This is a genomic window from Streptomyces sp. NPDC096048 (assembly GCF_044763415.1).
Lineage (GTDB): Bacteria > Actinomycetota > Actinomycetes > Streptomycetales > Streptomycetaceae > Streptomyces.
Genome location: NZ_JBIWGG010000013.1, coordinates 178646 through 193428, shown reverse-complemented (window position 1 = coordinate 193428; position 14783 = coordinate 178646). Strand labels below are relative to the sequence as shown.

The window sequence follows — 14783 nt, the reverse complement described above, 5'->3', positions numbered from 1 at the left end:
GGATCTTAGACAAGGCGGCACGAGGTGTCGACACCTGGCGGAATCCCGTGCGACGCGGTGCGGGACCCGTGCTCGCATGGCGCCACGGCGCCCCCGACCGGCCGCTCGCCGACCGGGAACAGGCCCGGCGCCTACGTCCTCGTCGCCGCCCTCCCTCTGGGCGTCGGGGCGGTCGTCGAGCGGTCGGCCGTCGCCTTCCCGCACTCGAACCGGCCGGCGCCGCCCGCCTGGTGTACCTCGGGGGTCAGGGCGTGGGGCGAACGCGGGCGTTTGCGAGCCCCGTTCGCCGGTGACGCGCAGGAACGCGAGAGGCGGCGGCATACCCTCCGGGAGGGCTTCGCCCGAGATCGCGGTCGTTCCCTCAGGGGGATGCCTGGTCGCTGTCCTTCATCGCGCCCCAGCCGTGCCAGCGCTCCACCTCGATCCAGGCACTGACCCGGGGACGGACCCGGTCCGGATACGCGTTGCCCGTGTAGTGCCTGGAGAGGCGGTCGATGCCGGTGAGGTCCTCGTCGTCGCGGGTCTCGGTGACACGGCCGATGAGGGTGACGTGGGTGTACCAGTCGTCGCCCGCGAGGACGGTGAGGGTCACGCGCGGATCGCGGCGCAGGTGCCCCAGGCGTACCCGGCCCTCATCGAGGTTGATCAGGACCCGGCCGTCGTCCTCCCACAGGTACCAGGTGGGCGTGGAGACGGGGGCGCCGTCCGAGCGGAGGGTGGCCATGACGCACGGGTTGGGACGGCGCAGCAGGTCGACGGCCTCGGACGGCAGCGGCGGCTTGGACATGCGGGCTCCTCTGTTCTCTGCTTATGTTCTCGTGCCACGTGGTTCCTTACCGGTGTTACTTGATTCCCTTCTTTGTGTTCCTTGGTTCTTTTCCTGGTTGTTCCCCCCGGGTACCCCACGCGCCGTCAGTCGGACGGCTTCCCGTCAAAACTGGCGAAGTACGCCGCCGCCATGTCCTCGTCGCCGTGCCCCTGCGCGGCGGCGCGCGCCAGGCGTTCCGCGCCGGCGGCGGCCACGTCCAGGCGGACGCCGTTCGCCTCGCCGGCCTCGACGATCAGCCGGGCGTCCTTCACCGCGGTGGTGACCGCGAACTGGGCCGGTGTCAGCGCGCCGTCGCGGATCATCGCGGTCTTGGCGCGCAGGTAGCCCATGTCGAGCGGGCCGCCGGCGATGGCGTCGAAGAAGCCGTCCGGGTCCACGCCCAGTGCCTTGGCGAGCGCCAGGACCTCGCCCGCCGCGTTGGTGGCGGCGAGAACCCAGCTGTTGGCCACCAGCTTCAGCCGGGTGGCGCTGCCAGCGGCGCCGTCCTGGCCGGTCCACACCGTGCGGGAGCCGACGGCGTCCAGGACGGGTGCCACCACGTCCCGTGCGTCGGCCGGCCCGGCGGCCAGGATCAGCAGTTGTCCGGCCTCGGCGGGTTGGCGGGTGCCGAGGACGGGCGCGTCGAAGAAGACGAGGTCGTGTTCCTGCGCGAATGCCGCCAGGTCGGCGACCGCGTCGACGCCGGCGGTGGTCGACTGGACCCACGCGGTGCCGGGGCGCAGGCCGGGGGCGGCCTGCCGCATGACGTCGAGGGCTGCCGGACCGTCGTACAGCATGGTGAGGACGGCGTCGGCGCCCCGCACCGCCTCCGCGGGGCTGCTCGCGACGTGCGCGCCGTCGGCGGCCAGGGGCTCGGCCTTGTCCCGGCTGCGGTTCCAGGCCCGGACGGTATGCCCGGCCCGGGCGAGGTTGCGGGCCATGGCGGCACCCATGATGCCGGTGCCCAGGACGCTCACGGTGAGCTGGTCGGTCATGAAGTCGGCTTTCTGTGCTCGTTCTCTCGGGTCGATCGCCGGGGTCCCTGGTGCGGGACCCGGTGATCAGCCTGCCATCCGGTGGCGGGCGGCGCCGGTCGGGTCCGGCGGGCCGGGACCGGTGGCCGTCCACCGGGTCGGCGCCTCCGCGACGCGGGCCGGCACGCGCGGGGCCGAGCCCGCGCGTCCCGTACGGTACGGCCGTGAGCGCCTTCACCGACGACACCGACAACACCGTCCCCGGCCGCTACGGCCCCACCGCCACTACCGAGGCCGACCCCCGGGACGTGGGCCGGGTGCGTACCGAGTACTCCCCCGCGCACGACGGGGACCCGGATCCCGGCGAGATCGTCTGGACGTGGGTGCCCTATGAGGAGAACGACGGCCGGGGCAAGGACCGGCCCGTGCTCGTCGTCGCCCGCGAGGCCGCCGGCACGCTGCTGGCCGTGCGGTTGTCCAGCAAGCGCCACGACGGGGACCGGGAGTGGGTACCGATCGGGAGCGGTCCCTGGGACCGTTCCGGGCGCGAGTCCTGGGTCGACGTGGACCGGGTGCTGCGGTTGCACGACGCCGGTATGCGCCGCGAGGCGTGCGCCCTGGACCGGATGCGGTTCAACCTCGTACGGCAGCGGCTGCGGGAGCGCTACGGCTGGAGCTGAGGGGGGCTGTCGGCCCGGTCCGGGAAGGCACGCTCGAACGCCTCCCGGACCGTGCCGCCCGGCGTGCGGTCCAGGATGCCGAACGCCACCCGCTCGAAGGCCGTCGCGAACCGTCCGCCGGGCCCGAGCAGTCCCCGGAACGCGCCCGCGACCTGGGCGGGGTCGTTGCGGAAGACCCCGCAGCCCCAGGCGCCGAGCACCAGGCGCCGATAGCCGTGGGCCGCGGCGGTCTCCAGCACCCGCTCGGCGCGTGCGGCCAGGGCGCCGGGCAGCTCGGCGGCCCGCTCCGGGGCCGTGCGCAGCACCACGCCCGCGTTCGGCGCGGCGGAGGTGAGGAAACCGGCGGTGTACGGCTCGTCCAGCAGGCGGCCGCGGTCGTCGCGGAAGACGGGCACGGCGGGCGAGTGGATGACGCGGTCCGTGTAGAACGGGTCGCGGTGGGCGCGGTGGTGATCGTAGAACCCGCGCGCCTGCAGCAGGCAGGTGTACAGCGCGGAGGCCCGGCACAACGCCTCCTCCTGCGCCTGGGCGCCGTTCAGGTAGCCGCCACCCGGATTGCGGGCGGAGGCGAAGTTCAGCACGGCGACCTCGCCGCCGAGGCGGCGGGCGGCCTCCAGGCTGCTCTCGCCGGTGACCTGGAAGACCGTGCGCACCGGAGCGGAAGGGGCGGGCTCGACGGGCTCGGGTCCGTACATCCGCGTACCGTCGCGTGCCGCCTCGACCGCCGCCGCGATCGCCACCTCGCGCCCGTCGGGCGCACAGTAGGACCCCGCCGTCACGATCTGTTCCGTCCGCTGTGCGATACCCCGCAAGCGCGCGCTCACGGCGCCACCCCCGTGGACGCCGTGACCGCGCGCCGCGCGGCCTCCCTCGTCGTGCTCATGCGGGAATCCTGGGTGATGCTGGTGATGCGGTGCAACGGAGTTTCCCGACCGGCGAACGAGGGGGAAAGCCCCCGGAAACGAACGGGTCGCGGAGATTACCGAGCTGGAACGTCCTGTTATGCACCCTTGTGCGGAGCGACACGAGGGTCTTGGGTGGGACGAGTGTGCCGACCCGGCCCACCGCAAGAGGGTCGGCGGCATGGATGGAATCTCAGGAGGATCCCGACATGTCCGATACGGTAAGTGGCTGTACTCGGCCACGCACCACCGTCACCGAAGCCGAGGTCGAGGCGCTGGTCCACGGCATCTGCTTCAAGACCGGTCCGCCGAGGCGCCTCGGTGTCGAGGTGGAATGGCTCGTCCACGAGCTGCGCGCGCCGCGGCTCCCCGTGTCACCCGAACGGCTCGAAGCGGTCTACTCCGCACTGCGGGCCGTGCCCCTGAGGTCGGCGCTGACCGTCGAGCCCGGCGGCCAACTGGAGCTGAGCTCGCTCCCCGCCGCCTCCTTGACGGAGTGCGTCGCCACCGTCTCCGCCGACCTCGACGCCGTCCGCGCCGTGCTCCGCGAGGACGGTCTCGCCCTCGTCGGCCTCGGCCACGACCCCTGGCACGCGCCCCGCCGCTTCCTACGGCAGCCGCGCTACGACGCCATGGAAGCCTGCCTCGACCGCACCGGCCCCGCGGGCCGTTTCATGATGTGCACCTCCGCCTCCGTGCAGGTGTGCCTGGACGCCGGGCACGAGGAGCCCGGCCCCCTCGGCCACGTACGCCGCTGGTGGCTGGCCCATCACCTGGGCGCGGTGCTGCTGGCCGCGTTCGCCAACTCCCCGCTGGCCGGCGGCCGGCCCACCGGCTGGCGGTCCACCCGGCAGCTGCGGTGGACGCAGATCGGCACCGGCCGGGCGGGCGGCCCCCCGCTGGACGCCGACCCGCGCGGCGCCTGGACCCGGCACGTCCTGGACGCCCCGGTGATGTGCGTCCGCAGCGACGGCGGGCCTTGGGACGTGCCCGAGGGCATGTCCTTCCGGCAGTGGACCAGGACCGGGGCGCCGAGGCCGCCGACCCGGGAGGATCTCGACTACCACCTCACCACGCTGTTCCCACCGGTCAGGCCCCGCGGCCACCTGGAGCTGCGCATGATCGACGCACAGCCCGGGGACGACGGCTGGATGGTGCCGCTCGCCGTGACGGCGGCGCTGTTCGACGATCCGGAGGCCGCCGAGACCGCCTACCGGGCCGTGAAGCCCCTGGCCGAGCGCACGCTCGGGCTGCCCGCCCCGCACAACCCGCTGTACGAGGACGCGGCCCGCGACGCCCTCGCCGATCCGGAGCTGCGCGAGGCGGCCGTCACGTGCTTCACCGCGGCGCTCGGCGCCCTGCCCCGGGTCGGTGCCACGACCGAGGTGACGGACGCCGTCGCCGAGTACCTGGAGCGCTACGTGCGAAGGGGCCGCTGCCCCGCCGACGACCTGCTGGACATGCCGGACGGCGCGAGCCGTGGCCCGCACGGGAGGGAGACCCGCCCATGACCGACCCCGCCATGGAGACCGCCACCGACACCGACACCGGCATCGCCACCGCCGGCGAATCGGCCGTCGACGCCGAGACCCTGCGCGAGCGGGCCCTGGCCACGCTCGTCACGGCCCGGGACCGCACCACGCTGCTGACCAGCTGCGTGGAGGGTCCCGACCTGACCGACCAGGTGTCGCCGCTGATGTCCCCGCTGGTGTGGGACCTGGCGCACATCGGCAACCAGGAGGAGCAGTGGCTGCTGCGCGCCGTCGCCGGGCAGGAGGCGATACGGCCCGAGATCGACAGCCTCTACGACGCCTTCGAGCATCCGCGCGCAGAGCGGCCCAAGCTGCCACTGCTGTCGCCGGACGAGGCCCGTCGGTACGCGGCCGACGTGCGCGGCCGGGCGCTGGACGTGCTGGAGGGCACCGCGTTCCACGGAACGCGGCTGACGGAGGCGGGCTTCGCCTTCGGGATGATCGCCCAGCACGAGCAGCAGCACGACGAGACCATGCTGATCACGCACCAGCTCCGCAAGGGTCCGCAGGCCCTGACCGCCCCGGACCCGGATCCCGTGCCGCTGTTCACCGGCCCGGCCGAGGTCCTGGTGCCCGGCGGCCCGTTCACGATGGGCACGTCGACCGAGGCGTGGGCCCTGGACAACGAACGCCCGGCGCACCGGCGCGAGGTGGCGCCCTTCTACCTCGACACCACGCCGGTGACCAACGGCGCCTACCGGGCGTTCATCGACGACGGCGGCTACGACGACCCGCGCTGGTGGACTCCGGAGGGCTGGGACCACGTCCGCCGGCACTCCCTCACCGCCCCGCTGTACTGGCGCCGCGACGGCGGCCAGTGGCTGCGGCGCCGTTTCGGGATCACCGAGGCGGTGCCGGCCGACGAGCCGGTGGTGCACGTGTGCTGGTACGAGGCGGACGCGTACGCCCGCTGGGCCGGGCGGCGGCTGCCCACCGAGGCCGAGTGGGAGAAGGCGGCCAGGTACGACCCGGCCGGCGACCGCTCGGCCCGCTACCCGTGGGGCGACGCCGACCCGGGCCCCGAGCACGCCAACCTCGGCCAGCGACATCTGCGCCCGGCACCCGCCGGCAGTTACCCGGCCGGTGAATCGCCGCTCGGCATACGGCAGTTGATCGGCGATGTCTGGGAGTGGACGTCCAGCGACTTCGCCCCGTACCCGGGTTTCCGGGCGTTCCCGTACAAGGAGTACTCGGAGGTGTTCTTCGGGCCCGACTACAAGGTGCTGCGCGGCGGTTCGTTCGCCGTGGACGCGGTGGCCTGCCGGGGCACTTTCCGCAACTGGGACTACCCGATCCGGCGGCAGATCTTCTCCGGGTTCCGCACCGCCAGGACCGCGGAGGGCTGCTGATGTGCCGTCACCTCGCCTACGTGGGCCCCGAGGAACCCCTCGGCGGGCTCCTCGTGGCGCCGCCGCACGGCCTGTACCGGCAGTCCTGGGCGCCCAGGCACCAGCGCTACGGCACGGTCAACGCCGACGGGTTCGGCGTCGGCTGGTACGCCGAGGGCGACCCGGTGCCGGCACGGTACCGCCGGGCCGGGCCGATCTGGGCCGATCAGTCCTTCGCCGACCTGGCCCGGGTGGTGCGGAGCGGCGCGCTGCTCGCCGCCGTGCGGGACGCGACGCTGTCGGGTGCGGACGCGGAGGCCGCGGCGGCGCCGTTCGCCTCGGGGGCCTGGCTGTTCAGCCACAACGGTGCCGTGGCGGGCTGGCCCGGTTCGCTCGCGCGGGTGGCCGGGACGCTGCCGCCCGAGGAGTTGCTGTCGCTGGAGGCCCGCAACGACTCGGCGCTCGTGTGGGCGCTGGTCCTGGCCCGGCTGCGCGCCGGGGACGACGAGGGCCGCGCGCTCGCCGAGACGGTGCTGGAGGTCGCGGCGGCGGCCCCCGCCTCCCGGCTCAACCTGCTGCTCACGGGCGGTGCCACCATCACGGCCACCACCTGGGGCGACACCCTGTGGTATCTGACCCGCCCCGGCGGGGGCACGGCGGTCGCCTCGGAGCCGTACGACGACGACCCGCGCTGGCAGGAGGTCCCCGACCGCACCCTGCTCGTGGCCAGTCGCACGGACGTACAGCTCACTCCGCTCAAGGACCCGGGCGACAACGCCCTCGCAGACGCTTTCGTCTCCCCGAAGGAGCCCCGCACGTGAGCCCGTTCCGTCTCACCCGCACGCTGCCCGAGGACGCCACGGGCGCCGCCCTGCGCGCCGACGTCCTGGCGGGCCTGACGAGCACACCCAAGTGGCTGCCGCCCAAGTGGTTCTACGACGCTCGGGGCAGCGAGCTGTTCGAGGAGATCACCACGCTGCCCGAGTACTACCCGACCCGGGCCGAGCGGGAGATCCTCGTCGACCGGGCCGGCGAGATCGCCGCGGCGACCGGCGCCCGCACCCTGGTGGAGCTGGGCTCCGGTTCCTCGGAGAAGACGCGGTTCCTGCTCGACGCGCTGACGGAACTGCGCGGCTACGTGCCGGTGGACGTCAGCGGGAGCGCCCTCACGCAGGCCGGCCAGGCGCTCGTCGCCGAGCGGCCAGAGCTTCAGGTGCACGCGCTGATCGCCGACTTCACCGGAGGGCTGACGCTGCCCGAGACGCCCGGCCCCCGGCTGGTGGCGTTCCTCGGCGGCACGCTCGGCAACCTGCTGCCCGGCGAGCGTGCCGCGTTCCTGGCCGCCGTCCGGGCCCTGCTCTCCCCGGGCGACGCCCTGCTGCTGGGCACGGACCTGGTCAAGGACGAGCGGGTGCTGGTCCGGGCGTACGACGACGCGGCCGGGGTGACGGCCGCGTTCAACAAGAACGTGCTGTCCGTGCTCAACCGGGAGCTGGGGGCCGACTTCGCGCCCGCCGCCTTCGAGCACGTGGCGCTGTGGAACGCCGAACGGGAGTGGATCGAGATGCGGCTGCGCTCGCGTACCGCGCAGACGGTCAAGGTCCAGGCGCTCGACCTGGCCGTGGACTTCGCCGAGGGGGAGGAGCTGCGTACCGAGGTGTCGGCGAAGTTCCGGCAGGAGGGCGTGCGGGCCGAACTGGCCGCGGCCGGCCTGGAGCTGGCCCGTTGGTGGACGGACGGCGAGGACCGGTTCGCGCTCTCGCTGAGCGTGGCGCGATGAGCGTCGTACGGTGAGTTTGGTGCGCTGACACCGCGGCGCGTCAGCGCGCGTCGAGGTCCAGCAGTTCGGTGATGCGGTCGGAGGCCTTGCGGGCCTCCGACTCCGCGTCGCCCCCGGTGAGCACCTTCGTCATGTATTCCTTGATCGGGTTGTCCGCCTCGACCGCGCCCCAGCGGGGCGTGCCGGGGGTCGCCCGGCCCTGCGCGGCGCCGGCCGCCATGGCGGCGACCCCCTCCTCGTCCGCGACGGCCTCGGCGAGCGACTTCTTGTTCGGGACGTAGTTCATGGTGCGGGCCAGGTCGGTGTTCCACTTGGTGCCCACGAGCGCCTCGACCACGGCGAGGGCGCCTTCCCGTTCGTCGGTGTTCTTCGGGACGACGAGGTCGGAGCCGCCGGTGAAGACGGCGCCGGGCCGGCCGGCCTTCTTGCCGGGCACGGAGAAGAAGCCCAGCTTGCCCTTGAGTTCGGGGTTCTCGCGCACGATGGACTGGGCGAGGCCCGGTACCGCGATGATCTGCGCGACCTGTCCCTTCGCGAACACGCCGGCCTGCGGCGGGTGTTCCTCGTCGGCGTCCAGCGGACCGTCGCCCAGGGCCTGGAGTTCGCGGTAGAAGTCCATGCCGCGCAGGGCGGCCTCCGAGTCCAGGGCGCCCGCCCAGGTGCCGCCCTCCTGGGTGGCCAGCTCACCGCCCTCGTCCCAGATGAAGCCGGAAAGCGTGTACCAGTCCTGCCCGGCCAGGTAGATGCCCTGGTCACCGCCCGAGTCGAGCTTCTCGGTGACGGTGAGCCACTCCTCGCGGGTGCGGGGCGGCTCGGTGACTCCGGCCTGCTCGAACAGGTCCTTGCGGTAGATGACCACGCGGTTGGCGGCGTACCAGGGGATGCCGAACTGCTGGGACATCCACTGGCCCGGTTCGGCGAGGCCCGGCAGCCAGTCGCGGATGCCCCAGTCACGCATCGACTCCAGCGTGAGGTCCTGCAGCCGGCCGCCCTCCGCGTACTGCGGGACCTGGGTGTTGCCGACCTCGATGACGTCGGGCCCGTCCGTGCCGTCGGCCTTCAGCGCGGTCTGCACCTTGTCGCCGATCCCGGTCCACGCCTGGATCCGGACGTCGAGGTCGAGGTCGGGGTGTTCCCGCTCGAACTCCTCGGTGAACCGCCGCAGGAAGTCCTGCGAGGCGCTGTCCTTCATCAGCCACACGGTGACGGTGCGCCGCTCGCCCCCGCCGTCCTGCGGCATCAGGCCGCAGCCGCTGAGCAGAGAGGCGGACACACAGACGAGGGCGAGCAGACGACGTCTCACGAGGGGTCCTTCTGTCTGACGGACAGGGGGGCGGAGCGGACAGGGAGGTCCTGCGCACGCGAAAGGAGACCCGACGTGGGGGACGAGCCCGAGGCTCGAACGGGTGTCTGGGATTTTGGTATGGACCAATGCCGAGGTCAAGGGGTGACGGGCGGTTACCCTGCCGGGCCCCCGACACCTCGCGCTCCGTCGCGGCTTGGGGCACGGTTGGAGTGACGCACGGCACACCGCCGCCCCGCGGAAGGAGCACCCGCATGTCGAACCACACCTACCGGGTCACCGAGATCGTCGGCACCTCGCCCGACGGCGTCGACCAGGCCGTCCGCAACGGCATCACCCGCGCCTCGCAGACCCTGCGCAACCTGGACTGGTTCGAGGTGACCCAGGTACGCGGCCAGATCGAGGAAGGGGAGGTCGCGCACTGGCAGGTCGGCCTGAAGCTCGGCTTCCGCCTGGAGGAGTCGGACTGACGGCCCCGGGGGCGCTCAGGGGCTCACCGTGACGGTCAGGTACGCCCCTCGCGCTCCTGTGCCACGCGCAGCTCGGCCGAGCGGGCCGCCCACCGTGCCCGGACGACGTTGAATCCGGCCCGCTCGGCGTCGTCGCACACCAGCTCGTCGTCGTCCACGAGGACCCGGACCTCGCGGGTGCGGGCGAGCCGCCGAAGGGTCTCCAGCTTGGTCCGCCGGGCGGGCCGGCGGTCGGCGTTGCCCCGCATGTGCACCGGGCCTTCGGGCAGGCCGTGCGCGGTCAGCCAGTCGAGCGTGTCGCGCCGGCAGCGCTCCGGCCGCCCGGTCAGGTAGACGATCGCGCACTCCTCGGCGCTCTTCCGCACCAGTGCGATGCCCTCCGCGAGCGGCGGATCGTGCGGCGCGGCGGCGAAGAAGGCGTCCCAGTCGCGCGGCCGGCGCTCCAGGAACCGCTGCCGGTGCGCCGTGTCGGCGAGGGTGTTGTCCAGGTCGAACACGGCCAGCGGGGGCCTGCTGCTGTCGGTCACCCGTCCACCCTAGAACTCCGTACCGGGAATCCTGACGCCGCCCGGACGTTGAACACCGTGTGAGCTCAGTGACCGCGACCACCCGCTTCTCCGTCCTCGACCGCTCCCGCATCCGCGAGGGCCACACCGGCGCGCAGGCGCTGCACGACACCGTGGAGCTGGCGCGGGCGGCGGAGCGGCTCGGCTACCACCGGTTCTGGGTGTCGGAGCACCACGGCGTGCCCGGAGTGGCAGGCTCGGCGCCGACCGTGCTGGCCGCCGCCGTCGCCGGTGCCACCCGGCGCATCCGGGTCGGCACCGGCGGCGTGATGCTGCCCAACCACCGGCCCCTGGTCATCGCCGAGCAGTTCGGCGTACTGGAGTCGCTCTTCCCCGGCCGGATCGACATGGGGCTCGGCCGCTCGGTCGGCTTCACCGACGGCGTACGCAGGGCGCTGGGCCGGGACAAGGACGACGCCGAGGACTTCGACGCCCAACTGGCGGAGCTGCTGGGCTGGTTCCGGGGCACCTCCCCGACCGGAGTGCACGCCCGGCCGACGGAGGGGCTGGCCGTCCCGCCGTTCGTGCTGGCCATGGGCGAGGGTGCGGCCGTCGCCGCCCGGGCGGGCCTGCCGATGGTCATCGGGGACCTGCGCGACCGCGACCGGATGCGCCGCGGCATCGACCGCTACCGCGCCGACTTCCGCCCCTCCGAGTGGAACCGGGAGCCGTACGTCGTGGTCTCCGGGACCGTCGCCGTGGCCGACACCCCCGAGGCGGCCCGGCGGCTCCTGCTCCCGGAGGCCTGGTCCATGACCCACGCCCGCACCCGGGGCTCCTTCCCTCCCCTGCCGCCGGCCGAGGAGGTCGAGGCCCGGACGATGACCGCCAAGGAGCGCGACCTGTACGACTCCGGTCTCACCGGGCACATCGCGGGCACCGAGGAACAGGTCGCCGAGGAGCTGGAGTCGCTTCTCGGGGACACGGGCGCGCAGGAGGTCCTGGTGACCACGAGCACGTACGACCGCGAGGCGCTGCTCGACTCCTACGCGCGGCTCGCCCGGGTCGTCGGCGCCGGGGCGGCCACCGCCGCGGCGTAGAATCGCGGGGTTTGTCCCACCGGCCCCACCGGCCCCACCGGCCGTCGTCGAAGACCGTACGGAGTTCCCCGCGATGCACAGCCCCCACGACCCCTACGTCCGGGTGCGCGACGCCCGTGAGCACAACCTCAAGGGCGTGGACGTGGACATTCCCCGGGACGTGGTGGCCGTGTTCACCGGTGTGTCGGGCTCGGGGAAGTCGTCGCTGGCGTTCGGGACGCTCTACGCCGAGGCCCAGCGGCGCTACTTCGAGTCGGTCGCGCCGTACGCCCGCAGGCTGATCCACCAGGTCGGCGCCCCGAAGGTCGGCGAGATCACGGGGCTGCCGCCCGCCGTGTCGCTGCGGCAGCGCCGCTCGGCGCCCACGTCCCGCTCCTCGGTCGGCACGGTCACCAACCTCTCCAACTCCCTGCGGATGCTGTTCTCCCGCGCCGGTGACCGTCCGCCGGGCGCCCCGCGGCTCGACTCCGACGCGTTCTCGCCGAACACGGCGGCGGGGGCGTGCCCGGAGTGCCACGGACTCGGCCGGGTGCACCGTACGACCGAGGAGCTGTTGGTCCCGGACCCGTCCCTGTCGATCCGGGACGGCGCCGTCGCGGGGTGGCCGGGGGCCTGGCAGGGCAAGAACCTGCGGGACGTCCTCGACGCGCTCGGGTACGACGTGGACCGGCCGTGGCGCGAGCTGCCCGCCGGGCAGCGGGAGTGGATCCTGTTCACGGACGAACAGCCGGTGGTCACGGTGCACCCCGTGCGGGACGCGGGCCGCATCCAGCGGCCGTACCAGGGCACGTACATGAGCGCCCGACGGTATGTGATGAAGACGTTCTCGGATTCCAGGAGCGCGACGCTGCGGGCGAAGGCGGAGCGTTTCCTCACCAGTGCGCCCTGCCCCGGCTGCGGCGGCGGCGGACTGCGGCCCGAGGCCCTGGCGGTGACCGTCGGCGGGCACACCATCGCCGAGCTGGCCGCGCTGCCGCTCAAGGAACTCCCCGGGATGCTGCCGACCGGCGGCGAGACGGCCCGGGTGCTCACCGGGGACCTCACCTCCCGCATCGCGCCCGTCGTCGAGCTGGGGCTCGGCTACCTGAGCCTCGACCGCCCGACGCCCACCCTGTCGGCGGGCGAGCTGCAGCGGCTGCGGCTGGCGACCCAGCTGCGCTCCGGGCTGTTCGGGGTCGTGTACGTCCTGGACGAACCGTCCGCGGGGCTGCACCCGGCGGACACCGAGGCGCTGCTGACGGTGCTGGAGCGGTTGAAGGCGGCCGGCAACTCGGTGTTCGTGGTGGAGCACCACCTCGGCGTGATGCGCGGCGCCGACTGGATCGTGGACGTCGGCCCGCGGGCGGGCGAGCACGGCGGGCGGGTGCTGTACAGCGGTCCGGTCCCCGGGCTGGCCGAGGTCGGGGAGTCCGCCACGGCCCGCCACCTCTTCGACCGCTCCCCCGCTCCCGCCCGTGCGGTGCGGCCCCCGCGGGGCACGGTGACGGTCGGTCCGGTCACGCGGCACAACCTGCGCGGGGTGACGGCCGAGTTCCCGCTCGGTGTGCTCACCGCGGTGACGGGCGTGTCCGGCTCGGGGAAGTCGACGCTCGTCGGCGAGATCACCGAGGACCTGCCGGGCGTGGGCCGCCTGGTCTCCGTCGACCAGCGGCCCATCGGACGCACCCCGCGCTCCAACCTGGCCACGTACACGGGCCTCTTCGACGTCGTGCGCAAGGTGTTCGCGGCCACCGACGAGGCGCGGCAGAGGGGTTACGGCGTCGGCCGCTTCTCCTTCAACGTGGCCGGTGGGCGCTGTGAGACCTGCCAGGGCGAGGGGTTCGTCAGCGTCGAGCTGCTGTTCCTGCCGAGTACGTACGCGCCGTGCCCGGACTGCGGCGGGGCGCGGTACAACCCCGAGACGCTCGAAGTGGCGTACCGGGGCCGGAACATCGCCGGCGTACTGGACCTGACGGTGGAGGAGGCGGCGGAGTTCTTCGCGGACACTCCGACGGCGTCGCGCAGCCTGGCCGCGCTGCTCGATGTCGGGCTGGGCTATCTGCGGCTCGGCCAGCCGGCGACCGAGCTGTCCGGCGGCGAGGCGCAGCGCATCAAGCTGGCGAGCGAGTTGCAGCGTGGGCGCCGCCGGCACACCCTGTATCTCCTCGACGAGCCGACGACCGGTCTGCATCCGGCCGATGTCGAGGTGCTGATGCGCCAGTTGCACGGCCTGGTCGACGCCGGGCACACGGTGGTCGTCGTCGAGCACGACATGGCCGTGGTCGCGGGCGCCGACCGGGTGATCGACCTGGGGCCGGGCGGCGGCGAGGCGGGCGGCCGGATCGTCGCCGCGGGGCCGCCGGCCGAGGTGGCACGGGCACGCGGGAGTGCCACCGCGCCGTATCTGGCCAGGGCCGTGGACGGCGGGACGCGCCGGTGAAGGCGCTTCACCGGCGCGGACCCTCCTGGTGACGGCCCAGGGCGGCTACTCGCGGCCCTTGCGCAGGTCGTCGTCGGTGTACTCCTCCGTCTCGGCGTCGATCCGCTCCTTGCGGACCCGGCCCCGCACGGTCTCGTTCTCGATGTGCTCCTCCGTGGTCATCCGGACGCGCTCCACCGGCACCGTCTCGGTCTCCACGACGGGGCGTTCCTCGTGCAGCGTGACCTCGTGCTCGTCCTCGCTGATCTCCGGCCCGGAGAGCGCCTCGTCACGGTTGGCGTCCGTGATCGGCTCGCGCTCCACCCGCACTTCCTCGTGGCTCACTGGAACGGTCTGCTGAACCTCTTCGGTGACCACGTACTTGCGCAGCCTGGCCCGGCCCGACTCACGCCTTTCGACGCCTACGTGCATCTGCTCCTCCGAGCGGGTCATGGCGTCGTCGCCGCGCATGCCCGTCCGGTCCGGCGCGCCCTGTTCGCCGGTCCTGCCGCCCGCCGTGCCGGCCATGCCCGCCGCACCGGCGGCCCCGGCCGTGCCCGGCCCGGCGGCCCAGCGGCCGTCGTCGGTCCGCTCGGCCTCCGAGAGGACGCTGTCCCAGTTGATGCCGTAGTAGTCGTAGAGCCGGTGCTCCTCGGACTCCGACAGATGCCCGCCCGCGTCGACGTCGACGCTTGGCGCGCCCTTGACCATGTCCTTGCGGTAAGGGACCTCGAGGTGGTCCTGCACCAGCGCGGCGTCGCGGATGGGCACGAAGGACTCGTTGGAGCCGAGCATGCCCGTCTTCACGCTCACCCACTCGGGGCGGCCGGTCATGTCGTCGAAGAAGACGTGCTTGGCGTCGCCGATCTTGTTGCCGTCACCGTCATAGACCGGATGGTCCAGGACGTTGGCGATCTCTTCACGGGTGATCATCTGGCATCACCCTCCTTCCGGAGTGCCTGCCTTCCGGATGTCCGCATCAGAGGTACGGAAACGTACGGA

The 14783-nt window shown here is 73.4% G+C and carries 14 protein-coding genes; 8 read left to right on the top strand and 6 right to left on the bottom strand.

All coding sequences use genetic code 11. The annotated features are described in order from the left end of the window. Positions 1–361 precede the first annotated feature (361 nt). Both ACIQ6R_RS31985 and ACIQ6R_RS31980 read right to left on the bottom strand, forming a co-directional pair. Positions 362–787: a PPOX class F420-dependent oxidoreductase gene (locus tag ACIQ6R_RS31985; protein ID WP_404225124.1), complete on the bottom strand. Its 426-nt coding sequence runs from the start codon at positions 785–787 to the stop codon at positions 362–364. Between the two features lie 125 nt (positions 788–912). After that, the gene (locus ACIQ6R_RS31980; RefSeq protein WP_404225122.1) at positions 913–1803 is read right to left on the bottom strand and encodes an NAD(P)-dependent oxidoreductase; all 891 of its coding nucleotides are present in this window, start codon (positions 1801–1803) and stop codon (positions 913–915) included. 203 nt (positions 1804–2006) lie between these two features. Between ACIQ6R_RS31980 and ACIQ6R_RS31975 the strand changes: the two genes are divergently transcribed. Further along, positions 2007–2462: a type II toxin-antitoxin system PemK/MazF family toxin gene (locus ACIQ6R_RS31975; RefSeq protein ID WP_404225120.1), complete on the top strand. Its 456-nt coding sequence runs from the start codon at positions 2007–2009 to the stop codon at positions 2460–2462. On the opposite strand, the gene ACIQ6R_RS31970 is transcribed toward ACIQ6R_RS31975, so the two are convergent. Further along, entirely contained in the window at positions 2447–3286 is an 840-nt protein-coding gene (locus ACIQ6R_RS31970) for a TIGR02452 family protein (RefSeq protein ID WP_404225118.1), read from the bottom strand. The two genes, ACIQ6R_RS31975 and ACIQ6R_RS31970, sit on opposite strands and share 16 nt — an antisense overlap. A 287-nt stretch (positions 3287–3573) precedes the next feature. Between ACIQ6R_RS31970 and egtA the strand changes: the two genes are divergently transcribed. The 4 genes from egtA to egtD are packed head-to-tail and all read left to right on the top strand — an operon-like array spanning position 3574 to position 8004. After that, positions 3574–4875: an ergothioneine biosynthesis glutamate--cysteine ligase EgtA gene (gene egtA / locus ACIQ6R_RS31965; RefSeq protein WP_404225115.1), complete on the top strand. Its 1302-nt coding sequence runs from the start codon at positions 3574–3576 to the stop codon at positions 4873–4875. Beyond that, positions 4872–6245, top strand: coding sequence for an ergothioneine biosynthesis protein EgtB (egtB, locus tag ACIQ6R_RS31960; protein WP_404225113.1), 1374 nt, complete (start codon positions 4872–4874; stop codon positions 6243–6245). The genes egtA and egtB overlap by 4 nt, the downstream gene beginning before the upstream one ends. Then, a complete protein-coding gene (gene egtC, locus ACIQ6R_RS31955) occupies positions 6245–7045 on the top strand; it encodes an ergothioneine biosynthesis protein EgtC (RefSeq protein WP_404225111.1) in 801 nt (266 codons plus the stop codon). Before egtB ends, egtC begins: the two co-directional genes overlap by 1 nt. Beyond that, entirely contained in the window at positions 7042–8004 is a 963-nt protein-coding gene (gene egtD / locus ACIQ6R_RS31950) for an L-histidine N(alpha)-methyltransferase (protein WP_404225109.1), read from the top strand. The genes egtC and egtD overlap by 4 nt, the downstream gene beginning before the upstream one ends. Positions 8005–8044: 40 nt before the next feature. Here egtD and ACIQ6R_RS31945 read toward each other — a convergent pair whose 3' ends face one another. Beyond that, entirely contained in the window at positions 8045–9307 is a 1263-nt protein-coding gene (locus tag ACIQ6R_RS31945; protein ID WP_404183969.1) for an extracellular solute-binding protein, read from the bottom strand. A gap of 254 nt (positions 9308–9561) precedes the next feature. Here ACIQ6R_RS31945 and ACIQ6R_RS31940 point away from each other — a divergent pair, with 254 nt between their 5' ends. Further along, the gene (locus tag ACIQ6R_RS31940; protein ID WP_121745613.1) at positions 9562–9777 is read left to right on the top strand and encodes a dodecin; all 216 of its coding nucleotides are present in this window, start codon (positions 9562–9564) and stop codon (positions 9775–9777) included. 35 nt (positions 9778–9812) lie between these two features. Here ACIQ6R_RS31940 and ACIQ6R_RS31935 read toward each other — a convergent pair whose 3' ends face one another. After that, positions 9813–10304, bottom strand: a complete 492-nt coding sequence (locus tag ACIQ6R_RS31935) for a hypothetical protein (RefSeq protein WP_404183965.1) — start codon at positions 10302–10304, stop codon at positions 9813–9815. 59 nt (positions 10305–10363) lie between these two features. On the opposite strand from ACIQ6R_RS31935, the gene ACIQ6R_RS31930 reads away from it, so the two are divergent. Further along, positions 10364–11383: an LLM class flavin-dependent oxidoreductase gene (locus ACIQ6R_RS31930; RefSeq protein WP_404225107.1), complete on the top strand. Its 1020-nt coding sequence runs from the start codon at positions 10364–10366 to the stop codon at positions 11381–11383. A gap of 73 nt (positions 11384–11456) precedes the next feature. After that, positions 11457–13802, top strand: coding sequence for an ATP-binding cassette domain-containing protein (locus tag ACIQ6R_RS31925; protein WP_404225105.1), 2346 nt, complete (start codon positions 11457–11459; stop codon positions 13800–13802). Between the two features lie 45 nt (positions 13803–13847). On the opposite strand, the gene ACIQ6R_RS31920 is transcribed toward ACIQ6R_RS31925, so the two are convergent. Beyond that, entirely contained in the window at positions 13848–14714 is an 867-nt protein-coding gene (locus ACIQ6R_RS31920; protein ID WP_404183956.1) for a DUF2382 domain-containing protein, read from the bottom strand. Positions 14715–14783 lie beyond the last annotated feature (69 nt).